We start from the raw sequence: 22,039 nt of genomic DNA, 5'->3' as shown, positions 1-22,039 counted from the left end.
CTGATGGCTGACCGTTCCGCCCGCCTGGCTTTCATCCTGAAACTGACCGACAAGGTCAGTGCCCCGTTGGGCAAGGTGAAAACCAGCTTTAGCGACCTTGCCGCCAAGAGCCAGCAGAACATCATTCAGATGGGCGCGGGCCTGGCCGGCATGGTGGGCGCGGGGACAGCCATCACCGAATCACTGGAACCGGCGCTGGAAGTGAACCGGGCGCTGGGCGACATGCGCGCCTTGGGCACCACTGAAGACGCGCTGGCGTCTCTGAACCGGACTGCCCTCGAATTCTCGATCACCTATGCAACCAGCGCCGCGGAGTTCGTGGCGTCGTCACGGGTCATCGATGGCGCGATCAAGGGCTTGGTCGGCGGCCAGCTGGCCACCTTCACAAGCGCCAGTAACCTGCTGGCCAAGGTCACCAAGTCTGATGCCGAAACCACCGGCGCGTACCTGGGCACCATGTACAACCTGTTCAAGTCCCAGGCGGACAAGATGGGACGGGTTGAATGGGCCGAACAGTTGACCGGCCAGACGGCGTTGGCAGTGAAGCTGTTTCGTACAGACGGTGCCCAACTGAAAGACGCCTTCAAGGAGGTCGGCGCGATCGCCACCCAGGCCGGCGTCAGCTTTGCCGAGCAAATGGCCGTGATCGGGACACTGTCGAGCACGATGGAAGGCGGTGACGCCGGCGGGCGCTATAAGGCGTTTTTCGAGAATCTGGAGGCTGCAGCCAAGAAAACGGGCCTCACGTTCACAGATGCCGCTGGCAACGCACTGCCGATGATCCAGATCATGGATAAGCTGCAGGGCAAGTATGGCGACCTGACCAGCGCCGCTGCCGGCACCAAGCTGATGGACGCTTTCGGCGGTGAAGGTGCCCAGGTGATCGGCGCGCTGGCCAAGGACACCGACCGGCTGACCCACGGTATCATTGAGCTGGGCAAGGTCCGAGGCCTGGAGAACGCCGAAAAGATGGCCAAGGCGATGGTCGATCCCTGGCAGCAATTCGGCAAAGCCGTCGAAGCGCTGCGCATCGCCTTCGGCCAGTCCCTGATTCCGACGCTGACCCCGCTGATGGAACGTTTGGTGGGCATTGCCAAGACCTTGACCCGCTGGACGCAACTGTTCCCGAACATCACACGGGTTATCGGCATCACCACGCTGGTGATCTTCGGCTTCGTCGCCGCCATGTCGCTGCTGACCTTGGTGGTTGGCGTCAGCAAAATGGTCTGGTTGGGCATGCTCACCGTCTGGAAGCTGCTGACCTGGCAGGGGTTCAAGTCCATTGCCATGTTCTTGTTCCACACGGTGATGATCGCGGCCTTCGTGGTCGGCCTGATCGGTCTGTACACCTGGATGGCGATCGTGCGGGTTGGCATGTTGCTGTGGCAGGGGGCTATCTGGCTGGTCAACGCTGCCATGCTGGCCAACCCGGTATTGCTGATCGTAGCCGGCATCGTTTTGCTGGCCGCTGCCGTAGTCGCCGCCGTCGTGTACTGGGACGAGCTGTGCGCCGCATTGATGAACACCACCGCGTTCCAGTGGATCAGTGATCAGTTGAGCACCTTGTCCAACTGGTTCGGCTCGATGGGCGGCTGGTCGGGCATCGCCAAGACGGCTTGGGACAGCATTCTGGCTACGGTGAAGGGCGCGATCAATGGCCTGATCGAGATGGTCAACAAGATCCCCGGCGTGAATATCGAGACCACGTTCGGCGATTTGCCCGAGCCGCCGAAGGTGCCCGATCTGCCTGGTCAGGTGGGTGCGCCTGTACCGGGTCCACAACTGCCGGCAGTAGTGACAGCACCGCCGGCGGGCACAGTGCCGGGACCGAAAGTCGCCTCGGCAGCTCCCGCGCCAGCAAGCCAGCCACCTAAGCCGTTGGCTCTGGTACCGGCAGCGGTCGCCCGATCTGCGCCGGCCCAAGGTGCTGCAGCAAAAGCCCAGGCGAAAGCTGCACAGCCGATCAGCCTGCCGCAACCCAACGTGCTGCCATTCAAGCCGCTGCAGATGCCTGCCCCGCAAATCAACCAGGCGGAGCCGATCAGCCTGCCTCAACCCAAGGTGCTGCCATTCAAGGCGCTGCAGATGCCGTTGCCGCAGATCGATCAGAGCGAGCCGATCAAGCTGCCGCCGGCATCAGCTGACCTGGCGTTTTCGATGCCAGCCCAAACGGCACTGCCAGAGCGCGTCGAGAAGGTCATCGAGCTGCCCGCCAAATCGGACAAGGGCATTGAAGCCCGCAAGGCGATCAACGCCAACACCTCGATCAGCCCCACCAAACCGCAGGCCGTCCCGAAAGGAGGACTGATGCAAAGCTTCCAGAACCAGAGCAACGCCATGAACCCGAACCAGCGTCCTGGTACCCACGTCGAGACACTGAATATCAATACCTCCAAACCGATGACGCCGCTGGAGCTGGAAAACATGATGGCCATGGCGGTGGGCGGCTGATGAGCGAATACGTTGATCTGTTGATCATGAACAATGACCTGGTGCTTGATCCGGCCCGCCAGCCGTTGCTGGTGGATGATCGCGCCTCGATCGCCCAGGACATCGCGCACCTTATCCGCGAAAGCGGTCTGCTGATCACGCTGGTGGCCGAGCGTGACCGGCTGCGTCAGCGTGACTGCATCCAGCAGATGGAACTGCTGGTGGAGGATGACGAACGCCTGGTACCGGGCACCGCGCAGATCGAGCAGACCCAGCCGGGTGTGTACCTGGTGACCGCCACGACCGTGAAGTTCGGTCAGGTGGAGATCACCCTATGACCGTCGACTTCAAAAAGGCCCTGGGCGATTCCGGAATCCCGACCACCGAGGCCCAGCTCAAACAGGCATGGGAAAAGCTGGCCGTCGAGCAGGGCAGCACGCTGACCAACACCAGCGCCTACAGTCCTTTCTGGCGGATTATCACCGCCCTGGTCACCAAACCTGTGTTGTGGCTGCTGGAGTTCGTCAGCGGCACGGTGCTGCCAAACTTTTTCGTCAAGACCGCCGGCGCGCAGTGGCTGGACATGCTGGCCTGGGCGGTCAACGTTGAGCGCAAGGCCGCGACGGTGGCCACCGGAGAATTGCTGTTCACTCGCGCCAATACCGGTGGCGTGCTGGAAGTGCCGATCGGCACAGTCGTTCAGTCACCGACTCTCAACGGGCATATCTATCAACTGGTGACCACCGAGCCGCGCAGCTTTGAAGAGGGCCAGAGCCAACTGGTGGTCCCGGTGAAAGCAGTGGGAGCCGGCAGCGGCTACAACCTGGCACCCGGTTATTACGCAGTGCTGCCTCAGTTAGTGCCAGGCATCGTCCAGGTGGTGAACGCCACGGATTGGTTGCTCACCCCTGGTGCGGACGCCGAGCATGACGACCAGTTGCGTCTGCGCGTGCGTAACCAGTTCTCGGCGGTCAACCAGTGGCACACCGACGCGGTGTACCGGGCGATCATTACCGGGTTTCCAGGTGTGGCGGCAGACGGCGTTTACTTTGAACATGGCGCGCCGCGTGGACCAGGCAGCGCCAATGCCTTCGTGCTGTTCGATGCCGGCGTGCCCGCTGATACGTTCCTCGAGCAGATCAACACGCATATCCGCGATGGCGGCAACCATGGACACGGCGACGATCTGCTGGCCATGGCCATGCCCGAAACCCTGCATGCGATCAGCGTCAACGTCTGGCCGGTGGCCAACCTCACGACGCTGCAGCTGCAGACGCTGCAGGCCGAGATCGGGTTGTTCATCCGCGCCGCATTCCGCGAAAGCACCCAGAGCGACTACGCACCGACCCGCACGTTTCCTCAGTCGCGTTTCAGTTTCAGCCGGCTGACCGAAGAGCTGCACGTCCAGTTTCCGAACATCAGCTCGTTGCGGTTCACCAACGCCGACATCGTGTCCGCCCTGACCATACCCCGGATCAAAAGCCTGGCGGTGGTCCTGCAATGATCAAGCTCAAGCTGCCGTTCTGGCTCGAAGGGGTGGAGCTGACCAAGTTGGTCGCCACTGCGCAGATCTGGTGGGAGCAGGTCACCGAGTGGCTGCGCTGGCCGTATCTGCAGTTCGACGCGGACACCTGTCACCTGTCCATTCTGGAACTGTGGGCTTGGCAGCGCGACGTCACCCGCTTTGCGGCCGAACCGGAGAACCTGTTCCGGTTGCGGGTCAAGTACGCCTTCATCAATTCCGTGGACGCCGGCAGCACTGCCGGTTTGAAACGCATCCTGGAGCGCCTTGGCGTCGGTTACGTCGAGATCCAGGAACGTATGCCAGAGCGCGACTGGGACGTCGTGCTGCTCACCCTGAGCGATTCCCAACTGTCCGAGAACCCCGACTTGCTGCGCGTGCTGATTCGTCAGTACGGACGCACATGTCGCCGGTACGACTTCGTAACCATCACCCCGGTGCGGCTTGCCGTTGCCCTGGTCGATTTCAATGACGATCAGCAAACGCTGGTCGCCAGCCTTTAGGAGCCCTCATGGCTGCAAGCATTACCATCGCCGGCGAGAAACTGATCGCTCAGAAACAAGCGGCCAACCTGCCGCTGACCGTGGCCCGCTTCGTGCTGGCCAACGTGCCAGGCCTCAACGTGAGCGGCCCGGTCAATCGCGCCGGCGTGAAGCCGCCAGCGGCCCAGATCGTCTATACCGCAAACATCACCCAGCAGGGTTACGTGAACCCTAACCAAGTGGTGTACAGCCTGCTGATGGGCACCGATATCGGTGACTTCGACTGGAACTGGATCGGCATGGAGACCAGCGACGATGTGTTGTTGTCGGTCGCCTACGTGCCGCTGCAACAGAAGCGCAAAAACATCCTGCCCGACCAGATCGGCAACAACGTCACGCGCAACTTCCTGGTGGTGTTCGACGGTGCCCAGCAACTGACTGGCCTCAAGGTCGATGCAAGTACCTGGCAGTTCGACTACACGGCTCGCATGAAAGGCATTGATGAGCGCGAGCGCATCAGCAACCGCGACATGTTCGGGCGCGCCTGCTTTTTCGGCGCTGGCCTGCAGCTGCAGAAGGTGGGCAATGCCTATCAGCTCAATCCGGGCGTGGCGTATGTCGAAGGCGTTCGTCTGCAGCTCGATGCCGTGCTGCCTGTGACCGTGCCGGCAGTGCCGACCAAGGCTTGGCTGGATGTGGTGCTGCAGCGCGAGCTGAGCGACGTCGTGGCTTCATTCAAGGTTGTGTTCGGCCAGGAAGCGAAGGTCGACTACACCGACAGCGCCTCGGCCAAACACTACCTGGTGCCGTTGGCCGACATCACCGGTACCAGCAGTCTGGTCGACCTGCGCCAGGTCGAGGCGATCAACAGCGAGCTGGTGAAGTACTTCGCGGCGCGGGTGGGTGACTATCCAGATCTGCGCGCCCGTGCCACGACCAAGGAAGACGTGGAACTGGGCAACCTGCCCAACGCGATCAGCGACGATCCAAACAGCAACAGCGGCGGGGTGCTGGCCACCACCAGAATGGTCAATGCCGTGCGCACGGTAATCAGCCAGGCGATCGCGTCGATCGTTGATGGCTCGACCACCGTCGGCAGGGCCGTGCGCCTGGTAACGCCACGAGCCTTTAGATTCAACGGTGCGGCCAGTGGCATCGGGACCTATGACGGTGCGGGTGACACCACCATCACCCTGACCTTGGCCGACAGCGGTGTGGCGGCAGGCACGTACACAAAAGTTGCCGTCAACCTGAAAGGCCTGGTGACCGGTGGCAGCAACCCCACCACTCTGGCCGGCTATGGCATCACCGACGCGTATAGCAAGGATGACGCGAACAGCAGCTTCGTGAAGCAAGGCGGCGGGCCTGGCCAGCAGGGCAACAAAATTAACATCGGCTGGACCGGCGCGGTGCTTAAAGCGAGTGTTGACGGGCAGGACTTGGGGCGGATCTGGACCGAAACCTCGTTCAACCCCAATGACAAGGCCACCAAGGCCAGCTCGCTGAGCGGCTACGGAATCACCAACGCTTACACCGTCGACCAGGTCAACGATCTGGTGGGCAGAAGGGTACTGGCCGACTCCATCATCCACGCCGGTTTTGCGAGCAACAATACGGACTATCCGTATTTTCGGCGTATCTCTGATGAAAAGGTTTATTACCTGCAGCCGCAGATTGGTTACACGCCACTGCAACAGGGTGGTGGTGCCGGCCAGAAGACCAACAAGGTGTTTATCGGTTGGTCGGATGTCGGTCTGAAGTTGACCGTCGATACCACCGACATCGGGCGGATCTGGACGGAACAATCGTTCAACCCCAACAACAAGGCCGACAAGGCTAACTCCATTGCCGGCTACGGCATCACCGACTGCTACACCGTTAACCAGGTGAACGCGCTTCTTGGCGACAAAGCCAACAAGTCCAACTCGGTGGCTGGCTACGGCATCACTGACTGTTACACGGTCAACCAGATCAACTCTCTGCTGAACCAGCGCATCGCAGGAGATTCGGTGCAGACAGCGGGTTTTGCCAGTGACAACACGGATTTCCCCTATTTCCGTCGCACTTCTACCGGCGGCATTCATTACCTGCAGAACCGCCTGGGCTACACGCCCGTGCAACAAGGTGGCGGTGCCAACCAGTCCACCAACCAGTTGCGTCTGGGCTGGGGGACCAACGGAGCGGGCATCCGGGCACAAGTAGACGCGACCGACCTCGGGCTGTTGTGGGGCGAGCAAAACTTTTACCGGCCCGACAACAACAACTTTCTGGCCGTTTCTATCACCGCCACTGAAGTGAGACTGCCCGCCGGCGGCACCTGGTGCTATTCGCTGATGCATTACTACTCGGGCGGCGCCGGCGTGATCGGTCGAAGTGGCCAGGCGGCTGGCGGGACAGTTATTTCATTCAGCGGCGGAAGCACCATCTACGGTTTCGCCTGGAGGTACGCAGCATGACGGACGTGACACTTGAATCCCCTGCAGAGGTACTGCCACCTATGTTCGCGGCTCCTGAAGAGCCAATAGCGTTGGGTGTGGCCTTCTCTGATGTGGCCCTTAAAAACGATGGCTCGTTCGTGATAACCGTTGCTGGCAACCGTTGTCACGTTACCCAGGACTACAACCCGCCGCTTTACCAGTCCGTTGTCGACTATCTGGATGCCGGTGGCCAGGCTACCGAGTACGCCGAGGACATCGTTGTTCAGGCCGACCCTGCGTTGCTGGCCAAGCTTTGGGTGGAGCTGCGTTTGAAGGTGTCGGATAACCTTGTATCGCAGTACCGCGATGCTCGCGATCTGGGCGGCGAGCTGCCGGTAACGCCCGAGCAGTTCACCCAGTTGCTGACCTGGCGGCAGGCGGTACGTGAATGGCCGCAAGTGCGTGGCTACCCGAAGGAGAACACACAGCCGGTGACCCCGGACTGGATCGAAGCGGTCGTGCTCAATGGCGAATGAATGGGCACCGATCAAACTGCAATGGCCGGTGCAGGCCACGCAGTGGATGGATCAGATGGCGGACGCTCGGGAGTTGATCCAGAGTGAAATGGTCATCACCGGCCAGCGCGTATCGATGCTGGCCGATATCGCCAAGACCAGTCCTGGTCTGATAGCGGGTGCCGCGAAGTCGGCGATCAGCGCCGGACGCGATGCGTTGGTCGCACAGTTCGAGAACGTCCCTTCGTGCATCGTGGTGACGCCGTTTCAGCACGGTGTTGGCCAGGGCAGCGGTGGCCATCAGCGTTTTCTGTCCGCGCCCAACCTGCTGCAGTTGCTGGCCGACAAGCTCACTGACACCACCGATGCTGTCCGTCCGCAAGGTCAGCAAAGCGCCCTGGTACTGATATTCCTCGCCACACGCCTGGACCAGCTCGCGGCGACGTTGGGTCGGTTCAACGTGGTGCTGCCCATGCCAGATCTGGTGCGGGCCGAACGTCGTGCCGAGCACCTGGCCAAGCTGGAGGTGGAAAAGTGGGTGATGCCGATCGCGGGGCAAATGCCGCTCTGGAGCCAGTTGCCGTTGCAGCGCTGCCCGATCACCAAGCTGGCCAGCCAGTCCATGGCCGGCCAACTGGCGGTACTTGAGGGCTATGCCGCCGACAGTTCGCCCATGGCCGACCTCGCAGATCTGCAGGCGCGCAAGAAGGCACAGGTACAAGAGCGCGATCAGCAGCTGGCCGACCTGAAAGCCCAGTTCACCAACAGTGCCGACGACGTGTCGATCCAGTCCAGGATGCTGGGACCGGGTGACCTGGGCCAGTTGCGCCGCGAACTACTCGAGGGCGAAGCACCTGGCCATGAATGGCCGCTGTGTGCCGGCGCGCTGCTGGTGGGATCTGCAGAGAGCCTGAGCTTTGTCCAGGAACTGGTAGGCCTATGACGCTGCTACTCAACGGCGAACAGATCATCGGCCACCGGATGAAGCTGACGGCCAACCTCAAGATCGAGGCCGACGAGTTGGGCGGTCAGACATCGGGCACCGATAAGTCACACAAGGGTTTCAAGCCCAAGACGCTGACAGTAGCCCTGACGATCCCCTACAAGTCGCTCGATAACCTGCGCACTATCATGCGCCTGGCCGAGGCGACTGCAGGTGGTGGCCAGCTCCAGACCTACCGCATCGTCAATGACACGGCCAAGGCCTTCGGCATCCGGCAGGTGACGTTCTCTGACGGGGTCAGCGCCCGTGAGGACGACACACTGGCCCAATGGATCGTCCAGTTCACCCTGAGCGAGAAGCTATCCAACCCGGAGAAGGTCGAGAACCGGCGCGCTGGCAATGGCGTAACGTCCCAGTCAGCACCAGGTGACGGTGTTGCAGGCAGCGGATCGGGCACGCCCGAAGAGCTGACAGGCTTTGAAGCGGTGCTCAAGAAAGTGGACACCTATCTGGGCGGCACGCCATGAGCATGAAGCTGCACAAGGTGCTGACGATCGGCGGCACGATCATGTCGCTGATCAACGACGATGTCCGTCTGGACCTCAAGAGTCCAGGCCGTGCCACGTTCACCATCAAGGCGGGCGCAACCGTCAAAGGTTTGGTCACGTTCGATATCGGCTACAACGAAGCGGTTTTGCAGCGTCATTTCATTGGCTATGTTGAACGCTGCACTGCCACCAACGGCATCGAGCAGGTGGTGCTTTGCCGCGAGTTAGCCGCGGTGCTGGCCAACCCGTTGCCCATGAACCTACGCCACGTGGATCTGCGCGCTGTGCTTGCCGATATCGGCGGCAAGACCGGGCTGCGCTTTCGGGTACCGGATCAGGCTTATACACGCACCAAGACGCCGTTCTTCTACAACCTGGCCGCTGGTTACCAGGCACTGGACAGCATGGCGCGGGTGTTTGGCATCAAGGACTTTATCTGGCAGCAACAGGGCGACGGCGAGATCTACGTTGGTGCCTGGGCTGACAGTTTCTTCGGCGCTCGGTCGCCGTTGCAGTTGCCGGTTAACCTTTTCGACGGTTACCAGGGCAGCCAGAGCGCGATGATCGCGGCCTTACCGGGCTTGCGACCAGGCGTATCAATCAACCGGGGCGAGCGGATCACGAACGTGACGCTGGCCGGCACGCAGATGGCTATCAAATGGACGACGCAATCAAGCGCAGCGTAGAGCGACAATTTCCTGAACTCACCGGGGGCTATCACTTGCCGCGCTTCGCCAAGGTCGTAGCCGTTGCGGATGCGCCGGCCAGCGCCGGTCTGTGTGACGACTTCCGACCGCGCTTCTCGGTCGACCTGCAGGTGATGGGGCCAGACGGCGAGGTCGACACGACGTTGCCGGTATTGGCCGGTGTGCCGCTGCCTATACCAGTAGGTGGGGATGAAATGGGGTTCTTCGCCTTTCCGGAGGAGGGCACCAGCGTAGTGGTGTGTTTCGCCTACGGCCTGCCGCATAAGCCTTACATTCAGACGATCCTGCCGCATGGCCTGACATTGCCGAAGGTACCCAAGGGTGACCAGGTGTGGCAGCACAGTGACGCCGTGCAGCAGCGCGTCGACGCGGATGGGAACTGGTTGCGCAAGACTGACGGCAAGATCCAGGACCTGGCGATCGAGCGCGAAGTCGACGCCATGACGAACACCGAAAGCTTCCAGAGCCACACCAGGACGGTGGATGACCATTCGACCGAGTCAGTGGGTGGCGTGAAGAAGATCGAGGCCCTGGGGGCGCTCAAGCTGCTGTCAGGCGGATCTGCAAGCTTGGCGGCAGTGGACGATTTGCACCAGGCTACTGGTCGTGATCTGAACCTGGTGGTCGGGCAGAAGCACAACGCCACGGTGGGCGGCGACATGCACGAACGGATTCAGGGTTTACGAGAGAGCATCACCAGCGAGAGCCAGCGGCTGCAGGCCCCGAAGAACTGGGTCGGGTCAGGTTCGGTGAACATCTTTCAGGTGGTTTGCGATCTGCTCGATTTGGTCCAGGATATGAATACCCAGCTCGCTGCACACACTCATGGGCCTACGCCTGTACCTGGTAATGCAATTGCATTCACTGCGGATGCTGCCAAAGCTTTGCTACTTGGAGGAAGGCTCAGAGCCGTTACCCTTTGATGTCCACAAAGCGAAATTGGAGTAGATTGTGTAAAACTATATGCGAATGCACGTAGCCATCGGATAGCAGGTAGGCAACATGGAAGGTATTGACGCTGAGAAAGCTGATCGAAATACGTTGACCTTCGCCTGGTGGAACACCAGCTTGGCACCAAAGTCAGTTAGTAAATCAACACCTGAGTTGCAAAATTTTGCAGCGCAGGTTCTTGAGTATCTGATCGTTGAGAAAGGTGCGGACTTTATTGCTTTAGGCGAAGTTTCTGATCTGGATTTTGATTTTCTATCCCAAAGGAACTCATTTGCGCATTATCGATATGTGTCAGCTGTTGCTACAGCGGGAAGAACAAGGTTTGATTTAGGTTATCTATACAATACGTTAAAAATTTCTATTATAGAGACCGCTAATATTACCACAATGTCTGGAACTTCCACTTTGAAGTTGGCGCATCGCGTGATGCTCGGAGTTCAGGGCTCTATTCTGCCCATTTGTTTATTTATTTCTCACTGGCCAAGTAGGATGTATACAAGCCCTAATGACTCAACACGTCATGAGTTGGGTATTAGGCTGCGTTCTAAAGTTGAGGATGCTTTAGAGGTGGAGGGAGCTAATTCATTAGTTATTCTATTAGGTGATTTTAATGATGAGCCCTTCGACTTGTCACTGAGCGAACAGCTTAAAGCTTCGCGCGATATAGATTTGGTGAAAAAGAAGCCGCATCTCTTATATAATCCTTTTTGGAGTTATTTAGGGCGTAAGAGTTCGCATAGGCTTTCTGTAGGAAGCTATTTCTATAAAGGCGGAAAAGTCACAAAGTGGCATACGTTTGACCAAATAATATTTTCTCATGGTTTTATCAAGGCCACGCACTGGCGACTTGCTGACGATTGTGAATATATTGTTCAACTTCCAGAGCTGGTTGAAATGGTCAAAAGTAGAAAGTCGGTATTTGATCATCTTCCAGTCTATGGGATTATTGAGCAGGTGGCATAATGGCGGATTTTAAGTTAGCGTTAAAAAAAGGTCTTGATGCTGCGGAAAAGGCTGAGGCAAATCGAAAAGAAATCGAATCAGTTATTGAAGAATTGAATAAGCAATTGCAGGAAGATACTGACGGCAAGCTAGAAATTATTCAAGATCTTGACTACGCGGACACAAGCGCCGCGGTAAGGGCCGCAATTTTTATTGGTGGTCTGAGTGGTGCGGTTGGTATGGGTAACAATGCTGCTCACTTGCAGAAAGTAAATTATTTGTCTTGCAGGAATCCAAGGTCCGAAAATAAAAATAAACTCAGGCTTTCGGAGTTCAAAGTTGGGCGGGCTGGTTATCCATGTGAGCTTAAAGTTGGGGATGAGGAAATGTTCTGCGAGGATAAGCAGGCGCTTGAACAGGCTTTAAGTTACCTTTTAAGTGATCCTGTGGCTGCTGATAAAATGTACAAAGTAATGCAGTACAAGGTGACCTATGCAGAGTCTGATGGTTCGGAGTCTAAAGACTCTTAGGTGTAATTAGAAATATTTAAAGTGTGCGCTAAGCTTAATTTGAATTCAAATGCCATTATTCTACGGGTGCGGTTTAGAAAGATGGCGGCTTATAAATAAAGCGATTCTTGGTCACTTAAGGAGTTACTCAATGAGTACTGATTTCTTCAAGGCTAGTGTTCAATACGGGGACTACAAGGGTTCCGTCGCTGCTGACGATCATGACAGTTATACCATTGATCATTATATGGTTAGTCAGGGTTTGAAGACGAGCGATGACCGAATAGTCGGTATAAAGATGTGGTCAGGTGAGGTTCATGGGAACCTACAAAATCAGCCAGTTGGTATTACAGCCTATCTCATCGAGAGTCCCGGGTTCGACGAGGTCAGCACTGCCATTAATGGCCCTGACCCTATTCCGGTAAAGCAAGTGAGTTTTGACGTGTCTTTAGAGCAGTTTTTTGGGCTATTCAAACGCTTTGAGATTGCGATTACACGCTTCGAAGAATTAAACGGGCGTGAACTACTCATAACCGACTAAACAGCCAGGATGGGCTGAGTGAGTGTTTTTAAAACACTTGCTGAGGGGCATGGTGCTTTTGCCCTTTGGCTGGCTCAACTGTTTGCGAGTCGGTAACCCATCCCCGTCCCCTTCGTTTCATTGATGTCTACACCACCAGGACTGTGCATAGGCACAGCCGTCGATGTATTCGATTCCGCTCAGCACAAATCCATTGTGGGCCATTGTGGCCAATGTTACGTCCAGTAGCTCCGGCAGCCGCTGCGCCTCCTTTGGCATACCTGCATCGAGCCAAGCAACGTTTGCATGTCTGCCAAAATGATCGCAGTGAACTGATCGGACTATTACGTTCCCTAGTACCGCTTCAAAACGGTCCCTTTCTCTCGGGTCCAACGCTACACCCTTGTGCCTCATTGGAACGACCAAGACCTGCATCAGGCGGCACTGTCTGATGCAGGGAGGTCCATTTGCGCCTCAATTGCATAGGCGAGCGCTCCGTCAGCTAGCTCCAGCATGTCGCTGTATTCCTCTGGGCTCACGATACGAGAGGTATGCAAAGCGCCGGCCTGCCGAACCAGCAGTTTATGGTGAACGCCAGGACTGGTGAGCAATGTGGTGCTGTCGTCAAGAAGAGCGACCCATGCGGCCACCGCTGTTTTTTTCTCTGTGTTGACCGTGGACATGATTGTCTACCCTTTAGGTATTTAGCTGTATGTGCATACAGTACATTCAGTCGATCTTGGATTGCCAACGGTGTCCGATGAAGTGCCTAAATTAGCTTCAGAAAATCCGTGGAGAAAAATTTGCTCGGGAATAAAAAAAAGCGAAGGAAAAGCACTTATCCCCCTCCCGCCGACGGGCTCCGCGTCCGTTTTTTGTGCAAACCCAGATGCGATGAAAGCAATACTCCAGCCCAAGCCAGCCGTGGGGTTGCGTAGGGGAGCTGCAATTGCACAACGTGCAAGCTTGTGCAGGAAAATGTCAGCGCCTTGCACAGCGAGCGACAGGGCGGTGCAGGCGGGGGCAGTCCCCGGAAGCCCGGCCTGCTTAGGCAAAAAATTGGAAAACCGAGGAATGGGGTGGTTTTCCAAATCGACACCGGTCTCAAAGCTGCGCACCAGGGCATCGGCGGCCAGATCAGATCCAACCTATACAACTCAAGCAGAACGGGCGCTGTAGCCGCATTCAGGGGGCTTTGGAGATTGCACACGGTTGCACGCGCTGGTGACGATCTACAGGCCTTAATGCCGTGCAGTCAGATTTTCAAAAAAGGGCGTTTTAAATGAGATTGAATCTCAGGTATGGGAGGGTGTTTTCAAAAAGAGCGATATTAGCTATATGACCCGCGAACCTAGGCTGGAGGCCACGGTTTTACTGGGCTCTGCGTATTACATCGGAAGGTAATATGAAGCGATATGAAAGGTAATATTTTCCTGAAACCCCCGGATTCATTGGGTTTTAGGAAATGAAAATATAGCTTTAGTAAAAGGTAATAATATCGCTTTCGTATCGCTTAAATATTACCTTTGCTCGCAAACGCTGAAAGCCACGTTTTACAAGGGCTGCAGACATTTTTCGCGAGTCATATTACTAATATTACCTTTTTTCTGACCCCCCTCGAATTTTGAGAGAGGCACCTCATACCGAGCGGTTGGCCAGCGTCTCACGCTACTGTTCATGAGCGTGTGTAGCTGCAGTCGGATCTCGACGTAGGAGCACGTAAGGCAGGCTCGATCGGTGGCCTTGTTACGTGGCTTATTACGTCTGGGGGAAAAAACAAGGGCCTGCATCGCTGCAAGCCCTTGATTTATATGGTGCCGGCACCAGGAGTCGAACCCGGGACCTACTGATTACAAGTCAGTTGCTCTACCAACTGAGCTATACCGGCGTAATGGGCTGCGAGTATATAGCTTCTGATGCGCTTGTAAACCCTAGCTGTCTGATTCAGTTGAAAAAAATCGACCATTGGTGCTTTGAGTGGGACTTGGGCGCAGCGCGACGCAGGACGTTTCCTTTGGTTTATGGGGATTGGTCTGTTTGGTGCGTGTGAGCGCTGTGGTATTGGGCGCGATTTTGTCGCTCTTTATTGAGGACTTCGGCGCTGACGGGTGGGGGATTTTAACCTGGCTGGGCAGACCGATGCGTGCGGCGCTGATGGCTATCTGGCGCATCAACAGATCATGATCAGGATTGCCCGTTTTCAGGCTGTTGCGCGGGATGGGGGCTTTGCATAGGCTTGTTCTCAACGGCCCGGGCTACTGAGTCAGTAGTGCAGGTCGTTGGCTTTTCAGCCAGCAGATAAAGGATTATCTGATGAGTGATGCGATGGATCGTAACCAGGCTTGGGGTGTTGTTTGCCACACGCGGGTCATTCGCTGAAGGGTTGTTGAAGGATATTTGTATCAGTGTCTGGCCCTTTCGGGCTGTGCGCAAGGTGGGGCTGAGGATGGGGGTCTGAATCGCATGAATGTGCGTCTGGATGCTCGCGAAGGCTCCATCAATGTCAGGAGAATGCCCGGGTCCTGTGGATCCGGGCATTTTCTGTGTGGTGCTTTCTTTTGTGGGGCGCGGGTGTGGCATTTTTGCTGGAGTTTGGGTTTTTGTGGCCGATACAGTTGTATCAAAAATGGCAGTCGGCCATGGACAGCAAGTGCAATGCAGAGAACGCCCACGCATTACGAGCTGCTGAGTGTTGCTCGCGATGCCTCTCCTGAGCAGATCAAGAAGGCTTATCGCAAGCTGGCGCAGAAGCTGCACCCGGACAGGAATTCCGATCCCTATGCCTCGGACATGATGGGCGTCGTCAATGCGTCCCATGATGTGCTATCGGATGCGGGCAAGCGTGCGGCGTATGACGCGCAGCTGGCTGCCGATGAGTACAAGGCTCGTGCTGACGCTGCTCGTCGCAGGCAGGCGCAGGCAGTCAAAGGGCAGACTGTGCATGTTTATGGCTCGGCGGCTGCGCATGGCTCTGTTGCGCCTCAGCGCACGGTTCAGCCTGGGGCGGCTGGCAAGGCTGCTCTTTCTTCTAAATCCCCCTCTAGTGGCAAGCGTCGCCGTCATGTGTTGCGTTGGGCCTTGCTGTTCGTGGTGTTTTGCGCAGGTGGGGCGTGGATGGGGTATGACCCTGATGCGGGCAAGTCATTTGCGCCGCCTGAGCCTGTGCCGGTTGCGCAGACGTGGGTCAAGCCTTTGCCTGCTGTTGCCGTTGAGCCATCTGTGGCCAGCCCGGTAAAGACGGTTGATCCTGTGGCCTCCGAATGTGAGTTACCTCGGCTGGATCCGATGGGTGAGCCTTGGCCGGACAAACCGGGGTATCTGAAGGGTATGCCGTTGCTCAAGGACAACGGCTGGTCGCAGATCACTGTGGATAACTCGGCCGGGGAGTCGGCGGTGTATGCCAAGGTCACGGATGCGGTGGGGCGCAGGGCGTTTCGGCATGCGTATGTGCCTGCCGGGGCGGTGTTCAGTTTCGCCAAGATGGACCCTGGGCTGTACCTGCTCAAGTACCGGATGCTGAATACGGGCTGCGCGTTTGCGTCGGGGCGTATTTTGCTGGAGGAAACGCCGATGGGCAGTCAGATCAAGTCCAGTGCCTACAAGCTGACGTTGCGCAAGTTGCAGAACCGCAGTGTGCCGTTTACGCGTTTGAGGGATGATCAGTTTTAAAGGACATCGCCCGTTCGGTGTCTGATGGACGCGGCTTGGTGCGTCTATTTACCTTACTGTCGGTTCCCGACAGATCGTGGACAAGTCTACTCCTGTTGCCTTCAGCCAGGATCCCGGGCGTTGTGCGCTGATGTCATCCGCTCAGTCTTCGTGAAGAAGTTCGCTCCCACAGCGTTTTGCGCACGTGGTCTGAGATCATCTTTTGCAATGCTTCAGGCGGGTTTTTGCAGGTTTGGTCTCTTTCTTTTGAAGGACATTTCCGAGAGAATCCCCGACCGCTTGCGCCTCTCGATCTGTGCTTCTACTCTCCGGCCGTCGCTGTGTAGTGGTCTAATGATTCCGGACACTCATTTAGGCGAGAATATCGCCAGATATAGAGGTGTCTGATGACCAAGCAACGCCGTACCTTCTCCGCTGAATTCAAACGTGAGGCCGCAGGCCTCGTGCTCGATCAAGGTTATAGCCATGTCGAAGCTTCTCGCTCGCTTGGAGTGGTCGAGTCTGCGCTGCGTCGCTGGGTTAGCCAGCTCCAGCAGGAGCGCAATGGCGTGACGCCTCAGAGCAAAGCCCTGACGCCCGAGCAGCAGAAAATTCAGGAGCTGGAAGCGCGCATCGCTCGTCTTGAGCGGGAGAAATCCATTTTAAAAAAGGCTACCGCGCTCTTGATGTCGGAAGAACACGAGCGCTTGCGCTGATCGATCAGCTAGGTGCCCATGAGCCGATCGAATTGCTGTGCGAGATGTTCGAGACACCTCGCTCGTGCTACTACGACCATTGCCAGCGGCGTCGGGCTCCAGACACCGAGCGGGTTCGTTTACTCAGTCGAGTCAATGAGCTGTTCGGGCAAAGTCGAAGCGCTGCTGGCAGCCGCAGTATCGTTTCGGTATTGCAGGAAGATGGCGAGCAAATTGGCCGGTTCAAGGTACGTGGCCTGATGCGGGAACTGGGATTAATCAGCAAGCAACCTGGCTCTCATGCTTATAAAAAAGCAACAGTGGAGAGGCCTGACATTCCGAACATTTTGAATCGGCAGTTCGATGTACCCGCGCCCAATCAGGTTTGGTGTGGCGACATCACCTACATCTGGGCGCAAGGAAAATGGCATTACCTGGCGGTGGTTATGGATCTTTATGCGCGTCGGGTGGTGGGCTGGGCGTTTTCAAACAAACCGGACACGGACTTGGTCATCAAGGCGCTGGACATGGCTTATGAGCAACGCGGCAAGCCTCAGGGCCTGCTGTTTCACTCAGATCAGGGCTCCCAATATGGGAGCCGACAGTTTCGCCAGCGGCTTTGGCGATACCGCATGCGCCAGAGCATGAGTCGCCGAGGTAATTGCTACGACAACTCGCCGATGGAGCGTGTATTCCGCAGCTTGAAAACCGAGTGGATACCCGCCGTGGGCTACATGACGGCCCAAGAGGCACAGCGGGATATCAGTCATTATCTGATGCATCGCTACAACTGGGTTCGGCCACACCAGTTCAATAATGGACTGGCACCCGCTCAGTACGAGAAAAAACTTAACGTCGTGTCCGGGATCAGTTGACCACTACAGCTGCACATCAGCGATCGGGTTTAGTCGCCCGGATTTGAGTTAAGGCGTATCGCGTCGCTGTTACGTACAGGTTTTCTTCCTGCACTCTATGGCGGCTGTGCGTAAGGGCACCTTCGGGTGCGCCGGTCTTAGCTCCCGGTCGACTAACCTTCGTACAGCTGCCACCTCAATCGTTTAGTCGCGACCAAGTGGCAGTTTCCATTGAGGAGAGAGCTAAGCATGGTCAAAGTAAACCCCGATCCGCCCAACAGGCCGCTCAGCAATGCGCCTGTCATGGATAAAGCTGTCGTCAAGCGTGCCATGGCATGTTACCTGCCGACTTCCCGGCCAACCAAAGAACCGCACGACGGCAAATTTGACTTTATAAGCCTGGAAGCGACATTGATTCATGCACTGGACTTTCTCCGATGTGCGTCGGCCACTGCTCACGAACTTGGCGATGAAATGGAAGGCTCGCAGCGGATCTGGCGTTCGCCTCCGTGCACATGATGGAAATGGCCAAAGTCATGATCGAGCGTTCGCTGGAGTGCGTGGAAGAGGCCTGACACATCCCGTCAAAATGATCGTGTGCAGGCTGCAACCTGTACACGATTCAGCCCTGCTACAAGCCTGTGCCAGAGCCTTTACCAAATCTTTATGCACAATTGGCCTATAAAGATTTGCGTGCGTGGCCAGATATGTGCAAGAGCATTGAAAGTGCCGCAAAGCACTGTTTTTGCGGGCATTGAGAAGGATGGCGAGAAAAAATCAGGGGCTTGATTAACTGGCGCGCCAAGCTTTAACGCACTCATCCACATTTTCATCAACAGACTTATCCACAGGTTACTCGCGTGTTTTGCCTTACGATTTTCTTGCCAGAATCAGCAGGTTGCGAGGGGTAAGCTGGCTGTCACAGAAAGCGCCAACGCTGACGCTATAACTCTGTTCTTGCACATACATCGCCCTGTCCAGCACCAACCAGACTTCCAGTGGACGCCGAAACAGGTTTCGCAGCAGCTCCAGGTTGCGCACTTCGGCCAGTCTTTTCCAGCCAGCAGCTTCCAGGCAGGCCCAGTCCTGCTTGCCTGGGGCCGGCACATGCTTGAGCCTGGCCAGATGACCGCAATAATCAGCGTAAGACTCGTCCAGCCATGATGCAGGCAGCGACGGCGTGGGCAGGTACTCATCAACGCCACGCAAGCTGCGCTGCAGCAGGTCGAAGCCCAGGCGACGGGCCATCGATGTATCGCGCTGGCGGCGCACGCGAGCGCCTGCCGTGACGGTTTCACTCAAGGGCAGGCCCAGTTCGTCTCGCGACAGTTTCAGCCCTGACGCCTTGCCCTCGCTGGACAGCGGCTGATAGTGCTCCTGCTGGGTGCGGTTGTAACAGCACGGCGCGATTGCGATATGCCGGCAACCGGTCTGGCTGGCCAGCTCCATCAATTGAATGTGCAGGTCACCGCAGGCGTGCAACGCGACTGGCGTGTGATGCGGTTGCAGGCAGCGCCAAGCGTCATCGGCCATCACATCCTGCAACACATGACGCGCCTCGATGCCTTGTCGGGCGCTGAGGGCAAGGCCCGCCTTGATCAGCGCCGGGTCTTGCTCCAGGCAGGTCAGGCTCTGGCCGTGCCCAGTCAGGCGCCGGCCCAGATGGCCTTTGCCTGCGCACCAGTCCAGCCAGTGGGTCGCGCTGTCGCGCATGTCGAGATGGCTGGCGAAGGCTTCGATCTGCTGCCATTTGCGCCCCGGCACATCGACGCTCATGCGCGCATCGACCGACGCCAGCGGGTAAACCGGTAGCTCGGCGACGTGGCTAAGCGCAACAGCTTCGCCAGCCAGTTGCGCGAACGGGAAGGGCGCGTCGAGCTGCTCCGGGTGATTGTGTGCGGCGTCGGCCTGTTCCAGTGTGCGTTGCCGCAGCCACTGCGCCAGCTCAGGGTATTTGCTTTCCCACGGCAGGCGCAGGTGGGTGAACGGCTTGGGTCGCCACAGGGCCTGATGAGCGAACAGGAAGCTGTCCAGCGCACCGAAGTGGCTGCCGAGGTGTTCATCCTGCAAGCTTGGGGTTGCTGGCATATCGATAGTTTCGCGTGACAAGGTGCTGGTTGGGTCAACGCCAGCACCTTTCATATCAGCGTCCCTGGGTTGCGTCTACGCGCAATAGCTTTTCCAGCAGGCGAAAGCCTTGCACCAGCACGAAGGTCATGACGAGGTAGAACATCCCGGCGGCGAAGAAAATCTCCACCGGCATGTAGGTGCGGGCGATGATGGTGCGCGCCATACCGGTCAGTTCCAGCAGCGTAACGGTGCTGGCCAGGGCGCTGGCCTTGAGCATCAGGATCACTTCGTTGCTGTAGGCGGGCAGGCCTATGCGGGTGGCGCGGGGCAGGACGATGTAGAACAGCGCCTTCCATTTCGACATGCCCAGCGCTCGCGCGGCTTCGACTTCACCTACCGGCACGGCCTGAATGGCGCCGCGCAGGATTTCCGCGATGTAGGCGGCGGTGTGCAGGGTCATGGTGATCACGGCACACCAGAACGGGTCGCGCAGGTAAGGCCACAGCGGCCCCTGGCGTACCACATCGAACTGTGCAAGGCCGTAATAGACCAGAAACAGCTGCACCAGCAGCGGGGTACCGCGGAAGAAAAAGATATAGGCGTAAGGCAGGGCGCGCACCGACCAGAGCCGGGACGCGCGGGCGATGCCCAGCGGGATGGCGAGAACAAGCCCGGCAATGACAGCAATGGCCACGAGCTCCAGGGTCAGGGTCGCGCCCTGCGCCAGCCGTGGCAGCCACTTGATGATGACTTCCCAGTTCATGTCGCACTCCTAAGAAAGCCGCGCCCGGCGCTTTTTTCAAGGAAGTACATACCGATCATGGCCAGTACGGTCAGGCACAGGTACATGACGGCGGCAACCATATAGAACGTGAATGCCTCTCTGGTAAAGCCGACGGCGATCTGTGCGTGACGCATGATTTCCTCAAGGCCGATCACCGAAACCAGCGCGGTGTCCTTCATCAGGATCATGAACAGGTTGCCGAGACCGGGCAGCGCAATGCGCCACATTTGCGGCAGGACCAGTTTGAACAGGATGCGCGAGCGTGACATGCCCAGCGCCAGTCCGGCTTCACGGTGGCCTTTGGGTATCGCCAGAATCGCGCCGCGAAACACTTCGGTCGCGTAGGCGCCAAAGCATATGCCAAGGGCAATTACCCCGGCAGCGAAAGCGTTCAGGGCCAGGTCCGGTATGCCGAACAATTCGCCCAAGGCGCGCATGCCGTTGACGGTGCCGAAGTAAATCAGCAACACCCAGAGCAGTTCTGGAACGCCGCGTACTAGCGTGGAATAAGTACCGCCCAGCCATCGCAGCGGCGCGGAGGGCGAAGTTTTGGCCAGGGCGCCGAGCAGCCCGAGTATCAGGCCCAGGCACAGGGCTGCGAGTGCAAGCTGGACACTCAGCAGCGCGCCAGCCGCAAGGGCCGGGCCGAATCCGTGGAGATCAATGTTCATGGGCAGGCTTTATCGGGACCGGTCGCCGCGCTTCGGCTTGAAGCGGCGGCGACGCTGTCAGGTGAATCAGAGAATGCTGAAAGGGAAATACTTGTCGTTGATCTTTTTATAGGTGCCGTCAGCGATGATTTCTTTCAGGGCAACGTTCAGACGCTCGCGCAACTCATCATTGCCCTTGCGCACGGCGATGCCGATTTTGTCGTTTTCCACAACAGGCTCGCCCTTGAACTCAAAGTTTTGCCCGGCCTCGCTTTTCAGCCACTCGTAGCTGGCGTACTTGTCGGCCAGCATGGCGTCCATACGACCAGCCACCAGGTCAAGAAACGCGTTTTCCTGAGTGTCGTAAAGTTTGGCGTCCATGATGCCGAGCTTGTCTTCCAGCCAGGTGCTGGCCAGTGTCGAGCGCTGTGCGCCGATTGACTTGCCGGCAAGGCTTTCCTTGAGTTTGTCGATGGGCGAGGCTTCAAAGGATGACGTCTTGGGCGCCACGAACTGCAGCTTGTTGGAGTAGTACGGGCTGGTGAAGTCAACCACTTGCTTGCGCTCTTCGGTGATCGACAGCGACGAGATCAGGAAGTCGAACTTTTGGGCATTGAGGGCTGGAATGATACCGTCCCAATCCGACGTCACGACCTCGCACTCGACCTTCATCTTGGCGCACAGGGCGTCACCGATCTCGCGATCAAAGCCGACAACTTGTCCGCTGGCGTCCTTGTTGTTGAAGGGCGGGTAAGCGCCTTCGATGCCCATTTTCATTTTTTCGGCGAGTACACTGCCGCTGAAGGCAAGAGTGGCTGCCGCGATCATCAAGATCTTTTTATACATCTGCAT

At 57.6% G+C, this 22,039-nt stretch carries 21 protein-coding genes, 1 tRNA gene and 1 pseudogene; 16 read left to right on the top strand and 7 right to left on the bottom strand.

Annotated features, from left to right (window positions below; translation table 11 throughout):
• The first annotated feature begins 3 nt into the window (after positions 1-3).
• The 13 genes from I9H09_RS24525 to I9H09_RS24465 all read left to right on the top strand — a co-directional run bounded on the left by I9H09_RS24525 (position 4) and on the right by I9H09_RS24465 (position 12,507).
• Positions 4-2,451 carry a phage tail tape measure protein gene (locus I9H09_RS24525; protein ID WP_236502476.1) on the top strand — a complete coding sequence of 816 codons (2,448 nt, stop codon included), beginning with the start codon at positions 4-6 and terminating at the stop codon, positions 2,449-2,451.
• On the top strand, positions 2,451-2,768 hold the full coding sequence (locus tag I9H09_RS24520; protein ID WP_003342289.1) for a DUF2590 family protein: 318 nt from the start codon (positions 2,451-2,453) through the stop codon (positions 2,766-2,768). Before I9H09_RS24525 ends, I9H09_RS24520 begins: the two co-directional genes overlap by 1 nt.
• Positions 2,765-3,934 carry a baseplate J/gp47 family protein gene (locus I9H09_RS24515; RefSeq protein WP_236502475.1) on the top strand — a complete coding sequence of 390 codons (1,170 nt, stop codon included), beginning with the start codon at positions 2,765-2,767 and terminating at the stop codon, positions 3,932-3,934. The genes I9H09_RS24520 and I9H09_RS24515 overlap by 4 nt, the downstream gene beginning before the upstream one ends.
• On the top strand, positions 3,931-4,455 hold the full coding sequence (locus tag I9H09_RS24510; protein WP_024670949.1) for a phage tail protein: 525 nt from the start codon (positions 3,931-3,933) through the stop codon (positions 4,453-4,455). The genes I9H09_RS24515 and I9H09_RS24510 overlap by 4 nt, the downstream gene beginning before the upstream one ends.
• Positions 4,456-4,463: 8 nt before the next feature.
• A complete protein-coding gene (locus tag I9H09_RS24505; protein ID WP_236502474.1) occupies positions 4,464-6,890 on the top strand; it encodes a phage tail protein in 2,427 nt (808 codons plus the stop codon).
• Entirely contained in the window at positions 6,887-7,387 is a 501-nt protein-coding gene (locus tag I9H09_RS24500) for a hypothetical protein (protein ID WP_236502473.1), read from the top strand. The genes I9H09_RS24505 and I9H09_RS24500 overlap by 4 nt, the downstream gene beginning before the upstream one ends.
• The gene (locus I9H09_RS24495) at positions 7,377-8,309 is read left to right on the top strand and encodes a hypothetical protein (protein ID WP_236502472.1); all 933 of its coding nucleotides are present in this window, start codon (positions 7,377-7,379) and stop codon (positions 8,307-8,309) included. Before I9H09_RS24500 ends, I9H09_RS24495 begins: the two co-directional genes overlap by 11 nt.
• Complete coding sequence (locus tag I9H09_RS24490; protein WP_116828092.1) at positions 8,306-8,836, top strand: baseplate complex protein; 531 nt, start codon at positions 8,306-8,308, stop codon at positions 8,834-8,836. The genes I9H09_RS24495 and I9H09_RS24490 overlap by 4 nt, the downstream gene beginning before the upstream one ends.
• Positions 8,833-9,543 (top strand): hypothetical protein, encoded by a 711-nt coding sequence (locus tag I9H09_RS24485; RefSeq protein ID WP_236502471.1) that lies wholly within the window; start codon positions 8,833-8,835, stop codon positions 9,541-9,543. The genes I9H09_RS24490 and I9H09_RS24485 overlap by 4 nt, the downstream gene beginning before the upstream one ends.
• Positions 9,516-10,487 carry a hypothetical protein gene (locus tag I9H09_RS24480; RefSeq protein WP_236502470.1) on the top strand — a complete coding sequence of 324 codons (972 nt, stop codon included), beginning with the start codon at positions 9,516-9,518 and terminating at the stop codon, positions 10,485-10,487. The genes I9H09_RS24485 and I9H09_RS24480 overlap by 28 nt, the downstream gene beginning before the upstream one ends.
• A 79-nt stretch (positions 10,488-10,566) precedes the next feature.
• The gene (locus tag I9H09_RS24475) at positions 10,567-11,478 is read left to right on the top strand and encodes an endonuclease/exonuclease/phosphatase family protein (RefSeq protein WP_236502469.1); all 912 of its coding nucleotides are present in this window, start codon (positions 10,567-10,569) and stop codon (positions 11,476-11,478) included.
• On the top strand, positions 11,478-11,987 hold the full coding sequence (locus I9H09_RS24470; RefSeq protein ID WP_236502468.1) for a hypothetical protein: 510 nt from the start codon (positions 11,478-11,480) through the stop codon (positions 11,985-11,987). Before I9H09_RS24475 ends, I9H09_RS24470 begins: the two co-directional genes overlap by 1 nt.
• A 130-nt stretch (positions 11,988-12,117) precedes the next feature.
• The gene (locus tag I9H09_RS24465; RefSeq protein ID WP_236502467.1) at positions 12,118-12,507 is read left to right on the top strand and encodes a hypothetical protein; all 390 of its coding nucleotides are present in this window, start codon (positions 12,118-12,120) and stop codon (positions 12,505-12,507) included.
• A 117-nt stretch (positions 12,508-12,624) separates the two neighbouring features.
• Here I9H09_RS24465 and I9H09_RS24460 read toward each other — a convergent pair whose 3' ends face one another.
• The 3 genes from I9H09_RS24460 to I9H09_RS24450 form a co-directional block, all read right to left on the bottom strand.
• Positions 12,625-12,921: a hypothetical protein gene (locus I9H09_RS24460; RefSeq protein WP_236502466.1), complete on the bottom strand. Its 297-nt coding sequence runs from the start codon at positions 12,919-12,921 to the stop codon at positions 12,625-12,627.
• Positions 12,921-13,169: a hypothetical protein gene (locus I9H09_RS24455; protein WP_236502465.1), complete on the bottom strand. Its 249-nt coding sequence runs from the start codon at positions 13,167-13,169 to the stop codon at positions 12,921-12,923. Before I9H09_RS24455 ends, I9H09_RS24460 begins: the two co-directional genes overlap by 1 nt.
• Before the next feature lie 1,129 nt (positions 13,170-14,298).
• Positions 14,299-14,374, bottom strand: a tRNA-Thr gene (locus tag I9H09_RS24450).
• Between the two features lie 767 nt (positions 14,375-15,141).
• Between I9H09_RS24450 and I9H09_RS24445 the strand changes: the two genes are divergently transcribed.
• The 3 genes and pseudogenes from I9H09_RS24445 (at position 15,142) to I9H09_RS24435 (ending at position 18,258) form a co-directional block, all read left to right on the top strand.
• Entirely contained in the window at positions 15,142-16,155 is a 1,014-nt protein-coding gene (locus I9H09_RS24445) for a J domain-containing protein (RefSeq protein ID WP_122346814.1), read from the top strand.
• 386 nt (positions 16,156-16,541) lie between these two features.
• A protein-coding gene (locus I9H09_RS24440) for an IS3 family transposase (RefSeq protein ID WP_122346372.1) occupies positions 16,542-17,704 on the top strand; the annotation gives its coding sequence in 2 pieces (ribosomal slippage) (positions 16,542-16,797 and positions 16,797-17,704; 1,164 coding nt in all).
• Positions 17,705-17,932: 228 nt separating this feature from the next.
• Positions 17,933-18,258: pseudogene (locus tag I9H09_RS24435) on the top strand (DUF6124 family protein).
• A gap of 295 nt (positions 18,259-18,553) precedes the next feature.
• Here the strand turns inward: I9H09_RS24435 and I9H09_RS24430 are convergent.
• From I9H09_RS24430 to I9H09_RS24415, 4 genes are all read right to left on the bottom strand, one after another.
• On the bottom strand, positions 18,554-19,825 hold the full coding sequence (locus I9H09_RS24430; protein WP_122346815.1) for a methyltransferase: 1,272 nt from the start codon (positions 19,823-19,825) through the stop codon (positions 18,554-18,556).
• Position 19,826: 1 nt separating this feature from the next.
• Complete coding sequence (locus tag I9H09_RS24425) at positions 19,827-20,516, bottom strand: ABC transporter permease (RefSeq protein WP_005896047.1); 690 nt, start codon at positions 20,514-20,516, stop codon at positions 19,827-19,829.
• On the bottom strand, positions 20,513-21,208 hold the full coding sequence (locus I9H09_RS24420; protein WP_122346816.1) for an ABC transporter permease: 696 nt from the start codon (positions 21,206-21,208) through the stop codon (positions 20,513-20,515). The genes I9H09_RS24425 and I9H09_RS24420 overlap by 4 nt, the downstream gene beginning before the upstream one ends.
• A gap of 66 nt (positions 21,209-21,274) precedes the next feature.
• Positions 21,275-22,039 carry an ABC transporter substrate-binding protein gene (locus I9H09_RS24415; RefSeq protein ID WP_122324973.1) on the bottom strand — a complete coding sequence of 255 codons (765 nt, stop codon included), beginning with the start codon at positions 22,037-22,039 and terminating at the stop codon, positions 21,275-21,277.

Origin of the sequence: Pseudomonas tremae (assembly GCF_023278125.1) — a bacterium.
Taxonomy (GTDB): Bacteria; Pseudomonadota; Gammaproteobacteria; order Pseudomonadales; family Pseudomonadaceae; genus Aquipseudomonas; species Aquipseudomonas tremae.
This window is presented reverse-complemented; position numbering and strand designations above follow the sequence as displayed.